Origin of the sequence: Corallococcus silvisoli (assembly GCF_009909145.1) — a bacterium.
Classification (GTDB): domain Bacteria; phylum Myxococcota; class Myxococcia; order Myxococcales; family Myxococcaceae; genus Corallococcus; species Corallococcus silvisoli.
In genome coordinates, this window is sequence record NZ_JAAAPJ010000009.1 from 78,440 (window position 1) to 97,705 (window position 19,266).

12 protein-coding genes are annotated in these 19,266 nt (G+C 71.5%); 5 read left to right on the forward strand and 7 right to left on the reverse strand.

The window, feature by feature from the left end; translation table 11 throughout:
* The first annotated feature begins 39 nt into the window (after nt 1–39).
* Nucleotides 40–1,311: a hypothetical protein gene (locus tag GTY96_RS19100; protein WP_161665465.1), complete on the forward strand. Its 1,272-nt coding sequence runs from the start codon at nt 40–42 to the stop codon at nt 1,309–1,311.
* A gap of 3 nt (nt 1,312–1,314) precedes the next feature.
* Here the strand turns inward: GTY96_RS19100 and GTY96_RS19105 are convergent, their stop codons facing one another.
* From GTY96_RS19105 to nhaA, 7 genes are all read right to left on the reverse strand, one after another.
* Complete coding sequence (locus GTY96_RS19105; protein ID WP_161665466.1) at nt 1,315–1,794, reverse strand: hypothetical protein; 480 nt, start codon at nt 1,792–1,794, stop codon at nt 1,315–1,317.
* A gap of 71 nt (nt 1,795–1,865) precedes the next feature.
* Nucleotides 1,866–3,173 (reverse strand): glycosyltransferase family 87 protein, encoded by a 1,308-nt coding sequence (locus GTY96_RS19110; protein WP_161665467.1) that lies wholly within the window; start codon nt 3,171–3,173, stop codon nt 1,866–1,868.
* Between the two features lie 215 nt (nt 3,174–3,388).
* Nucleotides 3,389–4,624, reverse strand: coding sequence for a hypothetical protein (locus GTY96_RS19115; RefSeq protein WP_235685718.1), 1,236 nt, complete (start codon nt 4,622–4,624; stop codon nt 3,389–3,391).
* Between the two features lie 60 nt (nt 4,625–4,684).
* Entirely contained in the window at nt 4,685–6,193 is a 1,509-nt protein-coding gene (locus GTY96_RS19120; protein WP_161665468.1) for a hypothetical protein, read from the reverse strand.
* Nucleotides 6,190–6,654: a hypothetical protein gene (locus GTY96_RS19125; protein WP_143904679.1), complete on the reverse strand. Its 465-nt coding sequence runs from the start codon at nt 6,652–6,654 to the stop codon at nt 6,190–6,192. Before GTY96_RS19125 ends, GTY96_RS19120 begins: the two co-directional genes overlap by 4 nt.
* Nucleotides 6,655–6,821: 167 nt before the next feature.
* A complete protein-coding gene (locus tag GTY96_RS19130) occupies nt 6,822–8,507 on the reverse strand; it encodes an ABC1 kinase family protein (protein ID WP_161665469.1) in 1,686 nt (561 codons plus the stop codon).
* The gene (gene nhaA, locus GTY96_RS19135) at nt 8,504–9,856 is read right to left on the reverse strand and encodes a Na+/H+ antiporter NhaA (RefSeq protein ID WP_201756217.1); all 1,353 of its coding nucleotides are present in this window, start codon (nt 9,854–9,856) and stop codon (nt 8,504–8,506) included. The genes GTY96_RS19130 and nhaA overlap by 4 nt, the downstream gene beginning before the upstream one ends.
* 151 nt (nt 9,857–10,007) lie before the next feature.
* Between nhaA and mutS the strand changes: the two genes are divergently transcribed.
* From mutS to GTY96_RS19155, 4 genes are all read left to right on the forward strand, one after another.
* Nucleotides 10,008–12,782 carry a DNA mismatch repair protein MutS gene (mutS, locus tag GTY96_RS19140; protein ID WP_161665470.1) on the forward strand — a complete coding sequence of 925 codons (2,775 nt, stop codon included), beginning with the start codon at nt 10,008–10,010 and terminating at the stop codon, nt 12,780–12,782.
* Between the two features lie 199 nt (nt 12,783–12,981).
* On the forward strand, nt 12,982–13,749 hold the full coding sequence (locus GTY96_RS19145; RefSeq protein WP_143904676.1) for a DUF3592 domain-containing protein: 768 nt from the start codon (nt 12,982–12,984) through the stop codon (nt 13,747–13,749).
* A gap of 88 nt (nt 13,750–13,837) precedes the next feature.
* Entirely contained in the window at nt 13,838–15,643 is a 1,806-nt protein-coding gene (locus GTY96_RS19150) for an N-acetylmuramoyl-L-alanine amidase (protein WP_143904675.1), read from the forward strand.
* A 16-nt stretch (nt 15,644–15,659) separates the two neighbouring features.
* Nucleotides 15,660–19,211, forward strand: coding sequence for a DEAD/DEAH box helicase (locus GTY96_RS19155; RefSeq protein ID WP_161665471.1), 3,552 nt, complete (start codon nt 15,660–15,662; stop codon nt 19,209–19,211).
* Nucleotides 19,212–19,266: the final 55 nt, after the last annotated feature.

Consider the following 19,266-nt stretch of genomic DNA (forward strand, 5'->3'; position numbering starts at 1 on the left):
TCGCCTCTCTCGCGGACACGCTCTACGCTCACGGCCCGTATGCATCCTCACGTCCCGAGCGTCCGCCTGGGGTTGTCGCTCTTCGCGCTGCTGACAGCGTGCACCCCCAGCTATGTGCTGCACACCGCGCAGGTGCGCACCCTGGCGGAAGCGGGCCAGTACACCGAGGCGCTGAAGGAGCTGGACGCCGAGGCGAGCCGCGCCTCGCTGGATGCCCTGCTCGTCAGCGCGGACCAGGGCGGGCTGCTGCACCGCGCGGGGGCGTGGGAGGCGAGCAGCCGCGCCCTGAACGAAACGGCGGCGCTCGCGGATGCTCGCGAGACGGTGAGGCTGTCCGAGGAGCTCTTCGGGAGCGCCCCCTGGCGCATGGGGACGCTGGAGCGACAGGCGCTGCACACGCTGAACGCGCTCAACTACCTCCAGCTGGGACGCCCCGAGGAAGCCGCCGTGGAGGCGCGCCTGACGAACGCGCTGCACCTGCGACAGCACCTGGAGAAGGTGCACCGCGCCCGGTTCGAGCAGCACCTGATGCTCGTGCCCTTCGACGAGGACTTCCGCGCGTACCTGGAGCGCAGCGCCATCGGCCTGTACGTCAGCGGGCTGGCGCACGAGCTGGCGGGGAACGAGGAGTCGGCGTTCCTCGACTACCTGGAGGCGTGGCGCGTCACCCGGCGCGCGCCCCCCGGAGCGCCGTCCCACCTGAAGCACCTGGAGCCGAAGCTCCTCGCCGAGTCGCGGCGCCTGGAACGCGTGGAGCGCGCGGAGCTGGAGCGTCTACTCCCCGGGGTGGGGGAGCAGGAGACCGGCGCGCAGGACTCGCACGGGGAGCTGGTCGTCATCGTGGAGGCGGGGAGGATTCCCCAGCGCTGCGTGTTGCCCAACTCCATGGAATCCGTCTGGTCCGTCTGCGCCCGCGACTGGTCCCACGCGCGGGCCGCGGTGGAGGTCGGGGGCCACGCGTGGCCCTTCGAGACCGTCACCTCCCTGGAGAACCTGCTGTTGCGCCGCGGTGGGCTGGGGGTCCTCTCCGATACGGAGCGGGCTGGGTCCATCGCGGTGAACACGGGCCTGGTGGCGAGCTACATCCTCCTGCCGCCCGTGGCCGGGGTCCTCCTCTCCCGCCGGGTCATCGAAGTGGGCACCCGGATGGAGCAGGGCTGGCTCAGCCTCCCCGCGGAGTTCCAGGTGGCCCGGCTGTCGCTCCCGACGGGACGGCACTCGGTGCGCATCCAACTGGGCTCGAACGAGCAGGTGCGGGAGGTGGACGTCGTCCCGCGGCGGCCCCAGGTGCTCGTCGTGCCGATGAACTGACACCTACGGGGCGCGCTGGCCCGCCTGCTTCGCGCCCTCCTGGAACCTCCGCGCGTCTTCCGGACGGAAGCGCTCCAGGACCTTCATCTCCAGATCCTCGGCGCGCGAACCCAGGTCGGAGGGGGGAGGTGGCCGGCGCTGGGACACGCGGAAGATGTGGAGGTGGCTGCGTCCCTCCGCCTCCCAGCCCCTGACGAGCAGCCCCGTCTCGCCGAGCGAATCGGCCTTGGCCCCGGGGAAGTTCACCGCGAAGGTCCGCACCCCCTCCGCGCTCCGGGTGCCCTCCGTCCACTCCTTCGCGCTGGCCGCCCGCGCCGTCACCGCCACCGCCTCTCCCCACAGCGCATCCAGTGGGACGTCGTAGCTGTAGTCATACAGCTGCTGTCGCAGATAGCCCTCCTCGGCGAGGGACCGGCGCAGCCCTCCACAGCCCATGACGAGGAGGACACCCACGAGGAACAGTCGATGAAGCACAGGGGCCATGGTCCTCGAGTCAAACGCGCGGGACCGCGCGCGACAAGGCGCTTGCGAACCCACGCGACGAATGCGCGGCTTCAGACGGCAGGCGCGGTGGTGACGGGGGACACCTCGGCGGGCTTGCGCACAGGAGCGTGGCGCAGCGCCCACATCACCAGGGAAGCCCACAACAGCAGCGGCGCCAGGGAGCGCAGCGTGGCCACGCCCAGGACGGCACCGGAGGCCTGGAGCCGAAAGAAGATGGGGTGCACGGCCACGACGCACATCGCGGCGCCCAGCAGGAGCCGCCGCGCGGAAGGCTCCTCCGGCGACGCGACCACCTCACAGCCCAGCAGGTAGATGACCGGCAGCAGGAACACCAACTGCGAGCCCCACGAGGCAGGCGACACCTCGAAGATGGTCGCCAGCACGAGGCAGATCTCCAGGTTCGCGCGTTCGTGAGTCCAGGGCGTCCGGCTGAGGCGCCACAGGACTCCGACCGCGATGCTCGCGATGGCGCCGCACAACACCATGGGAACCGCGGCGGCGAACCAGGGCGGGACCGGGTTGCTTGGAAACGCCGGGTTCTTCAGCAGGAAGCGTCCCGTCAGGGCCGGCACGCTCAGATTGGACGGATCCGTGACCCCGCTGAGCCCCTTGGGCAACTGGGTGAGCGAGCTGGCCCGCACGACGTGCTCATGCCACTGGCTCCAGCCGTCGAATGGCAGTAGCGCCCAGGACAGGCCCGCGCCCAGGAGGAGGAACGCGCTGCCCCAGAGCGCGATCCGCCACTGTCGCCGCAACAGGAGTGGGAGCAGCAACAGGCCGAAGTGGAACTTGAGGAACACCACGGCCGCTCCGGCCAGGCCTCCCACCCCCGCCATCCGCCCGCTCCGGTGCACGTGCCACACAACGCAGACCAGCAGGAGCAACACCGGGTTCACCTGGCCCATGCCCAGCGACGAGTAGATGGGGGCGAACAGCAGGGTGTAGACAATCCCATACCTGAACGTTCGCCGGCTTCTCGTCAGTCCAAGCGCGGAGGCCATGAAGGCAAACATGGCCGCACTGGCGAGGAGGTTGATGACGAGCATGACCCGGGCCGCAGTGACGAACTCCAGGTGCTCGATGAGCCCGAAGGGCAGCAGGGCCGTTGGCGTGTAGATGAAGGGCGGTACGGGCTGTCGCCCTGGAAGCCATTCTCCTCCCACGGCGCGCAGCGTCTCGCCGTTGTAGGGGCTCGTCTGGTGGGAGAAGGCCATCCGGGCCGCCGCCCAATACGCGCTGAAGTCGAGGTCCACGCCTTGCGGCGCGAACGCGACGCTCCGAACCGCCAGGGTCAGACAGACAAACGGGATGAACAGGAGCAGGCCCGCCTTGGGGCTGATGCGTCGAGGAGGCGTCATGACCGGGTGCACGGCCTTTCAACGGGAGGTCCTGCCCTTGGCGCCGGACGGAGCCTGCGACCACGTATAGCCTACCGGCATTTGCTGTTAAAGCTAGCTATCCAGATTTACGACTGGTTCTCTCGAAGGGGGCCGTGCCACGCAAGGCCTTGTGCCTGTCCAGGTTGAACGAACGCTGTCGGGCCCCGTCCTGGACGGCGGCCAATCCGGCTCGACTAGTGCCAGATGCCGGCGCCCACGCCCCAGGCGAGATAGAGGCGGGAGACGTCGATGAAGCTGTTGATGCGCCATGAGGTCTCGGGCGAGGTCAGGCCAAAGACAGACCACCGGAACAGGCGCAGCTCGACCCCGGCGGTGCCATGCAGGCGCGGCTGGATGCCATCGAAGCGGCTGGGCTCGAGATAGCTGCCCAGGCGCAGTTGGAGCCGATTCTCGATGGGCTCGATCTCCGCCCCCACGCGCGGCGAGAACACGACCCGGCGCCCGGACCGCTCCAGTTGCTGCGACAGGAAGGACTCGAAGCCGATGGCGTTCGACACCGCGCCGCTGATGAGCACCGAGCCCGTCAGCAGCAGCTTCCCGCGCGGCAGGATCCTGTATTGCTCTTCACGGTCCGGGCCCCACGCGATCTGGAGAGGGCGGGGGCCGAACTGGTAGGCGAACCCTGCTTCAATCTCCCAGGGGAGCTTGACCGAGGAGGGCAGATAGAGGCCCGCGACCCTCACGTTGCCGTCAGCGTCGGCGGGGGTCGGACTGCCCGGCAGCAGCCGCCCCTGGACCGGGGCGCGGAGCGACAGGGCCGCGCGCATCGGCAGCGCCAGCGGGGTCCAGAGGGCGCCAGCCTCGACGTTGATGCCGAACATGCTGGCGAGGTTGGTCTTCGTCTCCTCACCCGCGTCGATTCCCAGGGACACCGCGCGCAGGCCGACACCGACCACCAGCTCGCGATCGAGCAGCGCGCGCGCGAGCTGGAGCTGGAAGCGGGTCATGCTCAGCTGGAGGAGCTGCCCGTTCGCGTCCAGGCCCAGCGTGTAGTTCTGGAGGGATGCGAGCCCCCCAACGCCCCAGGGGCCCCACTGGATCAGCCCACCCATCTGGGTGAAGAGGAAGTCCTTGTAGGCGAAGCCCACCTTGCCGTTGTTATCGAAGTCGGTGTCGCGCAGCGAGTTGGGAAACGTGAAGCCCAGCGACAGGTCATAGTCGACGTACTTCGTCGAATAGAGCGAGCGCGCCGCCGGAGCCGCCGTGTTGACGCCGATGCCCTCCACGCCCTCCGCGAGGGGCGCGTACGCGCCGGCCAGCCCCGACACCCGCACGGGTGCCAGCACCGGTCCCTGGAACACGTCGATCGCGTAGTTCGAGCTGCGCAGGGGCGGGTTGGCCGCGAGCGCCACGGGCCCCAGGGGCAACACGCCAACGGCCGCGAACAGGGCGAAGAGAGCGGAGCGCATCGAGAACCCAGCCCCCACACCGCCGGTCCGTGCGTGACACGGACCGACGGGAGGGCACGGTCAGTAGCGGAAGCCCAGCTGGAGCGACAGGCCGGGATACTGATCCACCGCGCCACCCGCGACGTAGGGGTCGCCCGGCTCGGGGTTGAACTTGAAGAAGTAGCGGCGCAGGTCCGCCTTCAACCGCACGTCCAGGAAGCGGTTGAGCCGGTACGCCACCATCGCGCTGCCCGTGACGGCGCCCGCCGACATCCGGGGGAACCAGGCGTCCGAGGACAGCTCGCCCGAGTCCAGCGGGTGCAGGTAGCCGAGGCGGAAGTTGAAATCGAGCTTCTCCGTCAGCTCCGCCCTCAAGCCCAACCCCAGGCCCGCGGTCTTGTACTCCACGTTGGGCAGGTCCACCGGACGCTCACCGTCCACCGCGTCCACGCGGAAGGTGTTCATCCCGTAGGTGCCGGTGATCTCGAAGCCGTACCGGTCCCGCGCGCCAAAGGGCACCACGTAGCGCAGCCCCGCCTGCCACTCGCGCGCGACGGTGGGGAACGACACCGCGCCCGTGGAGCCGGTGGACTTCAAGCCGAAGGACTGATCAATCGCGCCGGTGATGCCCAGCCGCGCCAGGGCGCCCGTCTTCAAGCGCGCGAGCGGGTAGACCGTGATGTCACCCGACACCTGCGGCGCGCCCGGCAGCGCGAAGCCGCCCACGTCGGCGCCCAGCGTGTAGGGCCGGAGCACCCCGAACACGTCGTCCTTGTAGCGAAGCGACCGGCCGAAGAGCCGCAGGCCCACCGCGCCCTCAACGAGCGGCGCGGAGTGCAGCTCCTGCGGCGTGGGGGCGCCGTCCTCCGGCGCCTTCGCCTCGTCCGGCTTCGGCGCGGCGGCCACCGGCTTGCGGGAAGGCCCCGTGTCAGGCGTCTTCGGCGTCGTGGCCGACGGCGTCGTGGAGGGCGTCTCCGCGATGGGCGTCGCGGGCTTCACCGACGGCTCCGGCTCCACGGGCTTGGGCGGCGTGGGGGCCACCGCCGCGGCCTCCGGCGCGCGGGACTTCAGCAGGCCGCGCTCCAGGGCGGTCCACTGGCGCTTCACGGCCGCGGGCACCAGCTTCTCCGTCGCGGGGCGGGCCGCCGCGGGCGAGGCCAGCGCCTTGCCGTCCTTGCCGTTGCGCACCGTGATGCGCACCTGCGGCTTCTTCCCCACGGTGGCCGTGTCCGCGACGAGCACGGCGCTCAGGCCCAGCTCGCTCGCCACGGCGGCGGCGCCGGCGGGCTGCGTGGGGTCCTGCCCCAGGCGCGACGCGGCGGCGCGCACCGCGGACTCCGGGACGACTTCGTAGCGGGCCGGGCGGCGGGCCAGCTCCGCCTCCAGCACGTCGCGCGCGGCGTCCGCGTGCGGACCGGAGGCGAGCACCGCCACGCGGCGGGCCTCCGCCACGGTGGAGGCCTTCGACTTCTTCGAAGAGGACTGCGACGTCCGGGCCGTCTTCTTCGGCGCGGCGTGGGCCGCGGGGGCCAGGAGCAGCACCGCGCCGAGGAGGGCGGCGGCCGAGGCGTAGGGGGCGCGCGTCTTCACGGGGAGCTCGGCTTTCCGGCGATGAGCCACTCGGAGATGCACGCGGTGTCCGCCGCGTTCAGCGGATTGCCCTGGGGCATCTGCGCGCCGCAGCCGGGCGACGCGGAGAGCTTCTTCAGGAAGAAGGACTGGGAGGGGTTGGCGCTGTCCGCCAGCGGCGCCGCGTTGCACGACGCGGTGGTGGTGTAGAGCCGCCCCGGCAACCCGGCCGCCTGGAGGTCCAGGTTCGCGCCGATGTTCTTCGTCTCAGTGGAGTGACACGCGAAGCACTGCGCCTGGATGAGGCTCGTGGCGGTGGTGCCGGGCGCGCAGGAGGAGGTCCCTCCGGTGAAGCGCTCGGGATCATCGAGCCCGCCAGCACAGCCGGCGGTGGTGGCGAGGAGCGCGGCCGCGAACAACGTGGCCAGCGGGGCGCGGTACGGACGACGGGCGGCGGATGGGTTCGCGAACAATTCGAGCACGGGGGCTAGAGGGGAGAACGGGAAGCCCCGCAGCCTAGCCGGGCCGCGCGCGACTGTGCACCCCTCAACGGATGGGTTCTTGCTCTCGTGACATGCGCCCCCTGGCCTGTCTGCCCATGGGTGGGCCGGTGTCACACCCACCACGTCGTCGGGCACGGCGGCCCGGGCTACCGGCGCTTCTTCAGGAAGCGGCTGACGCTGACCTTCCCGAAGCGCCCCCCAAACAGGTACCAGGTGAGCACCGCGCCGAAGAGCGCCGCCGACAGCGCGATGCCCACGATGCCCAGCACCGGGACGTTGCCGTACATGGGCGGCCGGGGCGCGAAGGCGATGAAGGCGCCCACGATGAAGCCGCAGGCGCACAGGCCCAGGAAGGCGATGACGGCCACGCTGCGCAGGTTCTCGTTGAGCTTGTCGAACTGCTCCGCGCGCACCGTGACGCTGAACTTGCCCGTCTCCAGGTCCAGGAGGATCTGCGACAGCTGCGTGGGCAGATCCTGCGCCATGGATTGGAAGCGCAGGAGCGTGCGCATCAGCCCGCCCTGGAGTTGGGTGGGATCGTACCTGCCCGCCATCAGCTCCTTCGCGTAGGGCAGCGCGACCTCGATGATGTTCAGCTCCGGGTAGAGGCCGCGCAGCATGCCCTCCGTGGAGATGGAGGCGCGCGACAGCAGCGCGTACTCCTTGGGGATGCGGATGCGGTACTTCACGGCCAGGTCCAGCAGGTCGCGCAGCAGCGTGCGGGCGTCCACCTGCCCCAGCGTGGTGGGCAGGTGCTGGCCCAGGATGGACTCGATGTCGTTGCGGAAGCCCATCAGGTTGGCGCGCGCGTCCGGCACGCCCACCCGGTAGAGGATGCGCGCCACGGAGTCGCTGTCCTTGAGCGCCACCGCGAGGCACAGCATCACCAGCGTCTCCTGCATGGGGCGCGTGAGCCGGCCCACGACGCCGAAGTCCAGGAGCGCCAGCCGGTTGTCCTCCAGGAGGAGCAGGTTCCCCGGGTGGGGGTCGCCGTGGAAGAGGCCGTCGTCGAAGAGCTGGCGGAAGCTGGCCTCCAGGATGTTCTGGGCCACCTGCTTGCGGTCCGCCTCCGCCAGGGCGGCGGGGTTGATCTTCTCCCCCCGGATGAACTCCATCGTGAGCACGGTGCGGCTGGAGAGCGACGCGTGCACGCGCGGAATCTTGAGGTACGGGCGGTCCTTGTGGTTCTCCAGGAACGCCCGGATGTTGGTGGCCTCGTTGAGGAAGTCCAGCTCCTCGTGGATGGCCCGGTCGAACTCGTCCACGATGCCGGAGGGCGTGTAGATGCCCGTCTCCTCCACCACGGCCTCCAGCAGGCGCGCGAGCGAGCGCAGCACGCCCAGGTCCGCGTCGATGCGCTGGGCGATGCCGGGCCGCTGCACCTTGATGACGACCTCCTCGCCGTCCAGCGTCACCGCGCGGTGCACCTGCGCGATGGACGCGGCGGCGAGCGGCTGCGGGTCCACCTGCGCGAACAGCTCCTGGACGTCCTTGCCCAGCGCCTCGCGGATCTGCGCCTGGACCTCCTCCAGCGGGATGGCCTCCACGTGGTCCTGGAGCGTGGCCAGCTCGTCCACGAACTCCGCGGGCAGCAGGTCCGCGCGGGTGGAGAGCACCTGCCCCAGCTTGATGAAGGTGGGGCCCAGCTCCGCCAGGAAGAGGCGGAAGCGGCGGGCGGTGGACGCGCGCCGGGCCTCCTCTGAAACCTCCACCTTCTCCTTGCGGCCGCCGAGCATGCGCCACACGCCCGCGCGCTCGGCCACCTCGCCGAAGCCGTGGCGGGCGGCGATGAGGGTGATCTGCCGGATGCGGTTGAGGTCCTGGAGGTTCATGACGGAGCGGACACCGCCGGCTGGAGCGGACGGGCCACGTAGCGCAATAGCACGTAGCCCACCACGGCGGAGAGCAGCGAGCCCGTCAGGATGCCCAGCTTCGCCTCCGCCAGCAGGGACGGCTGTCCGGCGAAGGCCAGTCCGCCCACGAAGAGGGCCACCGTGAAGCCGATGCCGGCCACCACCGACACGCCGTGCAGCTGCGCGAGGCTCGCCCCGGCGGGCAGCGGGGACACGCCCGCCTTCACCGCCGCCCAGGTGAACAGGAAGATGCCCACCTGCTTGCCCACGAAGAGGCCGGTGATGATGCCCAGCGACAGGGGCTTGAGCAGGTCGGACGGCGACATGCCGGACACGTCCACGCCGGAGTTGGCCAGCGCGAACAGCGGCACGATGCCGTACGCCACGTAGCCGTGCCACAGGTGCACGAAGCGGTTGAGCGGCGGCTCGATGTCCTCCAGCGCCTCCTCGATGTGGAGCAGCTGCGCGGCGCGCTCACCCTCGTCGTCCGGCTGGGACACGAGCCCGCGGATGTACTCCGCCAGCTCCTCCAGCACCTCGCGCCCCGGCCGGGTGGGCAGCGCCGGGATGGCGAGGCCCAGCACCACGCCGGACAGCGTGGCGTGGATGCCGCCGTGGTGCATGGCGTACCAGAGCCCCAGCCCCACCAGCGCGTACGCCAGCCCGTTGCGCACGTAGAAGCGGTTGAGCCCCCAGAGGACCGCCGCCAGCCCCGCGGCGACCGCCAGCCATTCGACGTGGAGGCCTGTGCCATAGAAGAGCGCGATGACCAGGATGCCGCCGATGTCGTCGAAGATGGCGAGCGCGGTGAGGAACACCACCAGCCCATGACCCACGCGGGCCTTCACCAGCGTGAGGCAGCCAATGGCGAACGCGATGTCGGTGGCCATGGGGATGGCCCAGCCCCCTTGCGCGGGCGTGCCGTGGGTGAAGGCCACGTAGAGCAGGGCGGGCACCACCATGCCCCCCAGCGCGGCGATGAGGGGCAGGAGCGCGCGGGAGAAGGTGCGCAGCTCCCCCGAGGACAGCTCGCGCTTGATCTCCATCCCCACGAGGAAGAAGAAGAGCGTCATCAGGCCGTCGTTGATGAACTCGCGGAAGGTGAAGTGCCCGCCGTGGCCCACGATCTCCAGGCGCAGGGGCGCGTCGAACACCGCGGCGTAGGTGGCCCCCCAGGGGGAGTTGGCCCACGCGAGCGCGGCCACCGCGCACAGGGCCAGCAGGATGCCGCTGCTGGCCTCCAGCCGGAAGAAGGCCTGCACCGGCGCGAGCGCGACCTTGAACAGGGCGGGGACGGGAGGACGGTTCATGTTGGAGGAGGTCGCCATGTCGGCGGGCAGCCTGCCGGGGGCCGGGGGGGCTGCAAACCGTTTTCGGAAAGGGCCCTGCCGAAATGTCGGACAGCGGTGGTAGGCATACGCGGTGGGTAGGGGCACCGGTTCGTTGATCCGGCTGGAAGCCCATGCGAGAAGGTCGGGGATGTCGGTGACGCAGCAGACGAAGACAGGCAAGGCAGCGGCGGTGGTGCTGCCCGAGGAAGAGACGACGCCGGACGTCGGGACGGGTGAGGCGCCCGCGGGTGCGCGGGAGATCGCCTCCCTGACGCCGATGATGCGCCAGTACCTGGAGGTGAAGGCGCTCCATCCGGACACGGTGCTCTTCTTCCGGTTGGGTGACTTCTACGAGATGTTCTTCGAGGACGCGGTGAAGGCCTCGGAGCTCCTGCAGATCACCCTGACGGCGAGGGCCAAGGGCTCGGACAAGATCCCGATGTGCGGGGTGCCGTACCACTCGTCGCGCCGGTACATCGCGAAGCTGGTGGAGCACGGCCTGAAGGTGGCCATCTGCGAGCAGGTGACGGAGCCGGGCGCGGGGCCGGGCATCGTGCAGCGCGAGGTGACGCGGGTCATCACGCCCGGCATGGTGCTGGACGACGAGGTGCTGGAGCCGCAGGCCAGCAACTTCCTGGCGGCCGTGTGCTGGAGCGAGGCGGGCTTCGGCGCGGCGCTGCTGGAGGCGTCCACCGGCGAGTTCTACACCTTCGAGGCGCAGGGGCTGTCGGAGCTGGTGGAGGGCCTGTCGCGCGTGGAGCCGCGGGAGCTGCTGGTGCCGCAGGGCCAGCGCGACGCGCCGGAGGTGGTGCAGGTGTGCCAGCGGCTGTCGCGCGCGCCGGCGGTGGCGGAGAGCGAGGGCGCGGCCTTCGAGCACACCCGGGCGTCCGCCTTCCTGCGCTCGCACTTCAACGTGCAGTCGCTGTCCGCGTTCGGATTGGACGGCTCGCCGCTGGCCACCGGGGCGGCGGGGGCGGCGCTGCGCTACCTGAAGGACACGCAGAAGACGGCGGCGGCGCACGTGGACCGGCTGTCGCGTCAGGAGCGCACGGGCTGCCTGGTGATGGACGAGTCCTCGCGGGGCAACCTGGAGGTGCTCAAGAGCCTGCGCGACGGCGGCCGGAAGGGCTCGCTGCTGGGCGTGTTGGACCGCACCGCCACCGGCCTGGGCGCGCGCAAGCTGGCGCGCTGGCTGTCCGCGCCGCTGTACTCGCTGCCGGAGATCCACGCGCGGCTGGACGCGGTGGAGGAGCTGTCCGGCAAGAGCGTGTACCGCGAGGAGCTGGTGGCCACGCTCAAGGAGGTGGGCGACCTGGAGCGGCTGTGCGGCCGGCTGTCGCTGGGCGCGGGCAACGCGAGGGACCTGCGTGCGCTGGGGCTGTCCCTGGCGCAGCTGCCGAGGCTGGGCGCGGCGCTCGCGCGGTGCGACGCGGCGCTGCTCCAGTCGCTGTCCGGGCCGCTGGGCGCGCTGCCGGAGCTGGCGGACCTGCTGATGCGGGCGGTGACGGACGAGCCGCCGGTGGTCATCCGCGAGGGCGGCTTCATCCGGCCGGGCTTCCACGCGGAGCTGGACGACCTGGTGGCGCTGTCCACGACCGGCAAGGACTACCTGCTCAAGCTGGAGCAGCGGGAGAAGGACCGCACGGGAATCGGGTCGCTGAAGATCCGCTACAACAAGGTCTTCGGGTACTACCTGGAGGTGACGAAGGCGAACCTGCACGCGGTGCCCAAGGACTACATCCGCAAGCAGACGACGGTGGGCGCGGAGCGCTTCGTCACGGAGGAGCTGAAGGAGTACGAGGAGAAGGTGCTCACGGCGGAGGAGCGCCGCGTGGTGCTGGAGCTCCAGCTCTTCGAGGAGCTGCGGGCGAAGGTCATCGCGGCGGCGCCGGGCATCCGCTCCGCGGCGGAGGCGGTGGCCACGGCGGACGCGCTGGTGTCCTTCGCGCGGTGCGCGGCGGAGTACGGCTACACGCGGCCCCAGGTGGACGCGAGCGAGGGGCTGAGCATCACCGGCGGCCGGCACCCGGTGGTGGAGCGGATGCTGGGCGCGGGTGAGTCGTTCGTGCCCAACGACGTGCGCCTGGATCCCGAGGACGCGCAGCTGCTGGTCATCACCGGCCCGAACATGGCGGGCAAGAGCACGGTGATGCGGCAGGTGGCGCTGACGGCGCTGATGGCGCAGGCGGGCTCGTTCGTGCCGGCGAAGGCGGCGCGCATCGGCCTGTGCGACCGGATCTTCACGCGCGTGGGCGCGGCGGACAACCTGGCGCGCGGGCAGTCCACGTTCATGGTGGAGATGACGGAGACCAGCCACATCCTCCACCACGCCACGCGCAAGAGCCTGGTCATCCTGGATGAGATTGGCCGTGGCACGTCCACGTTCGACGGCCTCTCCATCGCGTGGGCGGTGGCGGAGCACATCCACGACAAGGTGGGCGCGCGGTCGCTCTTCGCCACGCACTACCACGAGCTGGTGGACCTGGCGCGCGAGCGGCCCCGGGTGAAGAACCTGTGCGTCGCGGTGAAGGAGCAGGGCGGCAAGGTCATCTTCCTGCGCAAGCTGGTGCCCGGCGGGGCCAGCCGCTCCTACGGCATCGAGGTCGCGAAGCTGGCCGGCCTGCCGCCGGAGGTGGTGTCGCGGGCCCGCGAGCTGCTCCAGAACCTGGAGTCGGGCGAGCTGGACGACGCGGGCCGTCCCCGGGTGGCGGTGCGCTCCACCAAGCGCGCGCCCTCGAACGCGGGGCAGCTGGGGTTGTTCGGGGCCGCGCCGCCGCAGGCTCCGGTGGCCGCCGCCCCCGCGACACCTCCCGCGCACGCGGAGGTCCTTGAAGCATTGAGAAATGCTTCCATTGATCGCATGACGCCGCTGGATGCGCTCAACCTGCTGGCGAAGTTGAAGCAGGAGCTGAGCTCTTCCTGAATACACATTGAGTCCGCCCTGCCCGTGAGACGAGAGCCATGGGGCCCTGGACGCGGCGAAGCGCCCCAAGCTGGAGGTGTCGTCCTCGCCGGAGTCCACGCCCGGGAGCGTGGCCTTCGCTTCGTGGCCTCCGCTTCGTGGGGACGGCGGGGCGCGAATGAAGCGCGCGTCGCGGGGGTGAAGTAGGCTTCATGCCCGCATGCAGCTCGCCATCCCCCATGCCCCTCGCCGCGTCCGCCTCGCCCAGGTTCCGGGGGCGATGGCGCGGCTCGCGCGAGGGGTGCTGTTGGGCCTGGCGGTGATGGCGCTGCTGGGCCTGGGCGCGGGCTTCGTGGGGCGCTACTTCGTGGAGGAGCAGCGCTTCGCGGCCCGCGCGGAGCTGGTGGAGGCGCTGGTGGACCGCAGCCACCTGCCGCCTCCGAACGCGCCCGAGGACGCCGACGGCACGCTGGACGTGCTCTACACGTTCGCGGACGTGGAGCACTCGGTGGCGGGGGTGCGCACGCACCTGGACACCGCGGCGTCCCTGGGGCATGGCGAGCGGGTGATGCTGCTGGTGGATCCGTCGCAGCCGGGGCGCCCCCGCGAGGCGGCCCACGCGAGGGCCCGGGCGGCCCGGGTGGGGTGGCTGCCCTGGGGCCTGGGCCTGGGCGCGCTGGTGGCGCTGGCCGGCTTCGCCTGGGAGGTCCGGCGGCTGTGGCGCCGGGAGGTGGTCCCGCTGCGGCTGGGCGCGCTGGTGTGGCTCACGCCGGACGACGGGTTCCTGCCGGAAGGGAAGGGCGAGGCGGAGTTCCCCGGGCACTTCTTCCGCCAGGACGTGAAAATCGGGGTGCGGGCGCGCTGCCGCCCCCAGCGGGCCCCCGTGCGCAACGGCGGCAAGGTGCTGGCGGCGGTGGTGCCGAGCGAGCCGGGCTGGTGCCGCGTCATCGACGAGGAGCTGGCGCGGAAGCTGGGCTGGGTGCGCTGAAGGACGTCCGGGTGGGGCTGAAAAGTTGCCGGCCCCCGGGGGCCGTGTGACACACGCCTGTAGCTAGCTGCAACGTCCGGAGGCTTTCATGCGCGTACGCTTCTCCCACTTCGTGCTGCCCGTGCTGCTGCTCACGGCCTCGAGCGCCGTCGGAGCCAGCAAGCGCGACGAAGCGGAGGAGGCGTACCAGCAGGCCCGCCGCGCGTACTACGCGCTGAAGGACGACTCGGCCCGCCGCAAGCTGCGCCACCACTGGCTCAACGTGGTGCACCGCTTCGAGTCCGTGGCCAGCCGCTTCCCGAAGAGCGACCGCGCGCCGGACGCGCTCTTCACCGCGGGCGACCTGCTCCAGGAGCTGAGCCGCATCTCCTTCGTGGAGGAGGACCTTCAGTCGGCCATCACGGACTACTCGAAGCTGGTGGAGGCCCACCCGAAGCACCGGCTCGCGGACGACGCGGCGCTGGCGCTGGCGCGCATCCACGTCAACCGCCTGGACAAGCCGGAAGCCGCCCGGAAGGTCCTCACCGAGTCGCTGTCCACCAACCCCAAGGGCGACCAGAACAAGGAGATCAAGGCGCTCCTGGCCTCGCTGCCCCCGGCCACCCGGCCGACCCCGGCCAAGCCCACGGTGAAGCCGCTGCCCCCCGTGGTGAAGGGCTCCGCGGACACCGCCGTCGCCGAGGCCACGCCACAGGACCGCTCCGCCCTGGTGGAGGCCATCACCAAGCTCGCGCGCGAGCCGTCCCCGGTGCTGCCGCGCCTGGATCCGAGCGCCCCTGCCTCCGGTCCAGGCCACACCAAGGACGCGGCCCCGGTCATCAAGGACGCGCCCACCGTCGCCGACCGGGCCCTGGACGCGAAGGATTCCGCGAAGGGCGCGGGCGACACGAAGCACACCGAGTCCGTGGCCTCCTCCCGCGGCACCCCGCCGGCGGTGAAGCCGGAGGCCCCGGCCGTGGCCGCGAAGCCGTCCGCTCCGGCGGTGGACAGCACCCCGGTGGCGACGGCGTCCCGGAGCGAGCCGAAGCCGGCCGAGCCGGAGGTCGCGGTGTCGAAGCCGCCGCGCGCGGTGGCCGTGGCGCCCATGCCGGAGGCCCCGCGCCCGGTGACGGCGCCCGTGGACGCGCAGGTGGCGCAGGCCCGGCTCAAGGCGGTGGCGAAGCAGACGCGCAACGCGGAGCTGACGCTGGCGGAGCAGCTGGGGTTGAAGGTGCGGCGCGTGGTCATCGACCCGGGCCACGGCGGCCACGACTCGGGCGCGGTGGGCAAGGCGGGGACGATGGAGAAGGACGTGGCGCTGGCCATCTCCAAGAAGGTCGCGGACGGGCTGCGGGAGAAAGGCCTGGAGGTGGTGCTCACCCGCGACGACGACACGTTCATCCGCCTGGAGGAGCGCGCGAAGCTGGCCAACGAGGCCCACGGCGACCTGTTCATCTCGGTGCATTGCAACTCGGCGGCGACGCAGAAGCTGCGCGGCATCGAGACGTATACGCTCAACACGTCCGCGGACCGCTACTCCATCCGTCTGGCCGCGCGGGAGAACGCGTCGTCCGAGAAGGGCATCAGCGACCTCCAGTTCATCCTGGCGGACCTGGCCACCAAGGCGAACACGGAGGAGTCGTCGCGGCTGGCGAACGCCGTGCAGCACAGCCTGGTGTCGGGCCTGTCGGGCCAGTACGACGGCATCAAGGACCTGGGCCACAAGGAAGCGCTGTTCTACGTGCTGCTGGGCGCGAAGATGCCGGCCATCCTGGTGGAGACGTCCTTCCTGTCGCACGCGGAGGACGAGAAGCGCCTGGCGTCCGAGCGCTTCCAGGACGAGGTGGCGAAAAACATCGTGCTGGGAGTGGAAGAGTTCCTCGGTGATCGCCGCCGCGTCGCCAAGGTAGATTGACGACCCCGTCGTCGCCATGGCCGAGCAGTCCCCGCAGGATCCCAACACGCCCCCGTTCCAGACGGAGGCGGCCTTGCGCGCGTGGCTCCAGGCGGAAGGCCTGGAGCACCTGGCGCGGCTGAGCCTGGCGCTGCTCACCCCTCGAGTGGAGGCCGCGTACCTGCCGCAGGTGCGCGCCGTCATCTCCCGCCGCCGGCTGGTGGAGCTGCTGGCCCAGGACACGCTCGACCGCTGGACCGCGGAGGTGCTGCCCACGCCGCGCATGCGGGACCTGCTGCCCAAGCTCGCCTGGCGCTACGCGGAGGACGAGCGGCAGGGAGCCATCGAGGCGCGGGCCTCCATCAACGACCGGCTCGTGCCCCCCGCCGAGGCGCGCACCCACGTCGTCCACGGGATGTTGATGGCGTGGCGCTCCCGGGTGCCCGCGGGGGTGGCGCCCCGTCCGGCGCGCGCGCTGTCGCTGGAGGCGCTGGTGGAGGAGCCGGACCTGCCGGGCTTCCGCCTCAAGGAGACGCGCATCTCCGAGCTGCCGGTGTCCCCGCCGGGCAGCGGCTTCATCCTGCCGGACGCGCGGCTGACGTTCAGCCCCTCGGCGGTGACGGTGGACTGCACGTGCGGCGCGACGGTCTGCGTGCACCAGTTGGCGGCGGTGGACACCACGCTCGTCTGGCTGCGGCAGCGCTGGACGGAGGCGTTCGGCGAGACGCTGGAGGAGCTGGTGCGGCCGCCGTGGGCGCGCACGCTGCGCGCGCTGGAGCGGGCGGTGGAGGAGAGCCCGGGCGGGACGGGGGGCGTGGAGATCTCCTGGCGCCTGGACGTCATCGAAGGCTACGGCGTGGAGGTCGCGCCCTACGTGCACCGGCGCACGAAGAAGGGCCAGCGCACGACGGGCGCGAAGGTCGGCCGGCGCAAGCTGTTGCAGGAGTACGGCTCGCAGCTTGGCGCGGCGGACGCGCGCATCGCCGCGCTGCTGACGGACTCCGTGGCCCCGGCTTCGCGCGCGCTGCTGTTCGAGCTCATCGACCATCCGCGCCTCTCCCTGGAGGGCACACAGGACCTGCCCGTGCGCGTCGAGCGCGAGAAGGTGGGGCTGGTCGCCGAGGACCGGGGCGGCACGGTGATGGTGAACGCGGGCGTGGACGGCACCGCGCTGCCGCCGTCCCTGCTGGAGCGCGTGCGCAAGTCGAAGCCGGAGGAGGCCGTGTTCCTCTGGGACGAGGGCGCGAACGTGCTCACCGTGCTGGACATCAGCCCGGAGATGCGCGCGCTCGCCACGGTGCTCCACCGGCACGGCAACGTGTTTCCTCCGGAGAGCCACGGCGCGCTCCTGGAGCAGCTCTCGCGGTTCTCGCTGCGCCTGCCGGTGGCCATGCCCCGCAGCGTGATGGGCGAGTCCGTGCTCCCCCAGCAGCTCCCGGTGCTGCGGCTGGAGGGGCAGCCCGGGGGCGAGGTGCGGCTGGAGCTGCGCCTGCGCCCGCTGCCGGACGGCCCCGCGTTCCTGCCAGGCGAGGGCCCTCGCGACGTGTACGTGCGGCGCGACGCGCGCTCCTTCCACGCCGTGCGCGACTTCGGGCGCGAGCTGACGGCGGCCGCCGCGCTCCAGGCCCGGCTGCCCCTGCACACCGCGGAGCCCCAGGAGCTGCCGTTCTGCTTCCAGTTCCACAGCGCGCAGGGAGGGCTCGCGGTGCTGGCCGCGTGCGCGGAGCTGGAGCCTCGACCCGAGCTGGAGTGGGTGGGCACCTCCATGCGGCTGGTGCCGCGCAGGGGCGCGCACGATCTGAAGGTCATCCTCCAGCGCAAGCGCGACTGGTTCGGCGTGCTGGGCGGCCTGTCGGTGGAGGGCGAGCGCGTGGAGCTGGCGCGGCTCCTGGACGCGGCCCGGCGCAAGGAGCGCTTCGTCCAGGTGGATGCGCACACGTGGGTGGAGATCGAAGCGGCGCTCCGCGAGCACCTGGAGCGGCTGTCGGATCACACCCATGCATCGCGCCACGGACTGGAGGTGGGCCCCGCGGCGGCGGAGGCCCTGGCGGGGCTGGGCGCCGCGGGCGCGGAGATCGACGCGGACGCGTCCTGGAAGTCGCTGGTCGAGCGCATCTTCGCGGCGAAGGAGCTGAAGCCCCGGGTGCCCGCGACGCTCAAGACGGAGCTGCGCGACTACCAGCTGGAGGGCTTCCGCTGGCTCACGCGGCTGGCGTCGTGGAGCGCGGGCGGGGTGCTCGCGGACGACATGGGCCTGGGCAAGACGGTGCAGGCGCTGGCGGTGCTCCTGGAGCGCGCGAAGCTGGGACCCGCGCTGGTGCTGGCGCCCACGTCGGTGGCCTTCAACTGGAGGGACGAGGCGAAGCGCTTCGCGCCGTCGCTCAAGGTGACGTTGTTCTCCGAAGCGGAGGACCGGGGGCTCACGCTGGAGCGCCTGGGGCCCCGGGACGTGCTGGTGATCAGCTACGGCCTGCTGGTGCGGGACATCGAACGGCTGTCCGCCCTGCGCTTCTCCACGCTCGTCTTCGACGAAGCCCAGACGCTGAAGAACGCCGTCACGCAGCGCTTCCGCGCGGCGCGGGCGCTCCAGGGGGACTTCCGGTTCGCGCTGTCCGGCACGCCCCTGGAGAACCACCTGGGTGAGCTGTGGGCGCTCTTCGCCGTCGTCTTCCCGGGGCTGCTGGGAAGCCTGGAGGCGTTCCGCGCGCGCTTCGCCGCGCCCATCGAGAAGCAGGTGGACCCGACCGCCGCGCCCGCGCTGGCCCGGGTCCTCCAGCCGTTCCTCTTGCGCCGCACGAAGGCCCAGGTGGAGGCCCAGCTCCCGCCGCGCACGGACGTGCATGTGCCCGTCGTGCTGTCCCCGCAGGAGTGGACGCTCTACGAGGACGCGCGCCTGGCGGCCCTGTCGGACCTGGAGACGCGCAGGGAGAAGATGAAGGACCAGGAGCGGCGCATCGAGCTGCTGGCGGCGCTGACGCGGCTGCGGCTGCTCGCGTCGCATCCCCGCCTGTACGACGCGGCGTCGAAGCTGGAGTCCTCCAAGCTGGAGCGCTTCATGGAGCTCATCCAGGAGCTGCGCGAGGAGGGCCACCGTGCACTGGTGTTCAGCCAGTTCACGTCCCACCTCGCGCTGGTGCGCGAGGTGCTGGATGCGCAGGGCATCGCCTACGAATACCTGGACGGGCAGACGCCCGCGGGGGCCCGGGCCGAGCGCGTGCGCGCCTTCCAGGAGGGAGACGCGCCCCTGTTCCTGATTTCACTCAAGGCGGGCGGCTTCGGCCTCAACCTGACGGCCGCCACCAGCGTCATCCACCTGGACCCCTGGTGGAATCCGGCCGTGGAGGACCAGGCGTCCGACCGCGCCCACCGCATCGGCCAGCAGCGCCCCGTCACGGTGTACCGGCTGGTGGCGAAGGGCACCATCGAGGAGCAGATGCTCTCGCTCCATGAGCACAAGCGGGCCCTCGTGGCGGGCGTGCTGGAGGGGAAGGACGCCGCGGCGCGCCTCTCCACCCAGGAGCTGCTGGGCCTGCTCGCGCAGCGGCTGCCGGGCATCGACGGCCTGGATTCCGACGCTCAAAAGCACTGAACAGTCTTTCCGTGGTTTTTTCACGGGGCTTTCGCGCACCTGAACCGACACTGAA

Excerpts from the sequence above, each read along its gene's own strand:
- GTY96_RS19130 (WP_161665469.1), bottom strand. The coding sequence starts at position 8,507 with ATGAACCTCCAGGACCTCAACCGCATCCGGCAGATCACCCTCATCGCC.
- mutS (WP_161665470.1), top strand. The coding sequence starts at position 10,008 with ATGTCGGTGACGCAGCAGACGAAGACAGGCAAGGCAGCGGCGGTGGTG.
- GTY96_RS19150 (WP_143904675.1), top strand. The coding sequence starts at position 13,838 with ATGCGCGTACGCTTCTCCCACTTCGTGCTGCCCGTGCTGCTGCTCACG.
- nhaA (WP_201756217.1), bottom strand. The coding sequence starts at position 9,856 with ATGGCGACCTCCTCCAACATGAACCGTCCTCCCGTCCCCGCCCTGTTC.
- GTY96_RS19155 (WP_161665471.1), top strand. The coding sequence starts at position 15,660 with ATGGCCGAGCAGTCCCCGCAGGATCCCAACACGCCCCCGTTCCAGACG.
- GTY96_RS19115 (WP_235685718.1), bottom strand. The coding sequence starts at position 4,624 with ATGCGCTCCGCTCTCTTCGCCCTGTTCGCGGCCGTTGGCGTGTTGCCC.
- GTY96_RS19100 (WP_161665465.1), top strand. The coding sequence starts at position 40 with ATGCATCCTCACGTCCCGAGCGTCCGCCTGGGGTTGTCGCTCTTCGCG.
- GTY96_RS19110 (WP_161665467.1), bottom strand. The coding sequence starts at position 3,173 with ATGACGCCTCCTCGACGCATCAGCCCCAAGGCGGGCCTGCTCCTGTTC.
- GTY96_RS19145 (WP_143904676.1), top strand. The coding sequence starts at position 12,982 with ATGCAGCTCGCCATCCCCCATGCCCCTCGCCGCGTCCGCCTCGCCCAG.
- GTY96_RS19105 (WP_161665466.1), bottom strand. The coding sequence starts at position 1,794 with ATGGCCCCTGTGCTTCATCGACTGTTCCTCGTGGGTGTCCTCCTCGTC.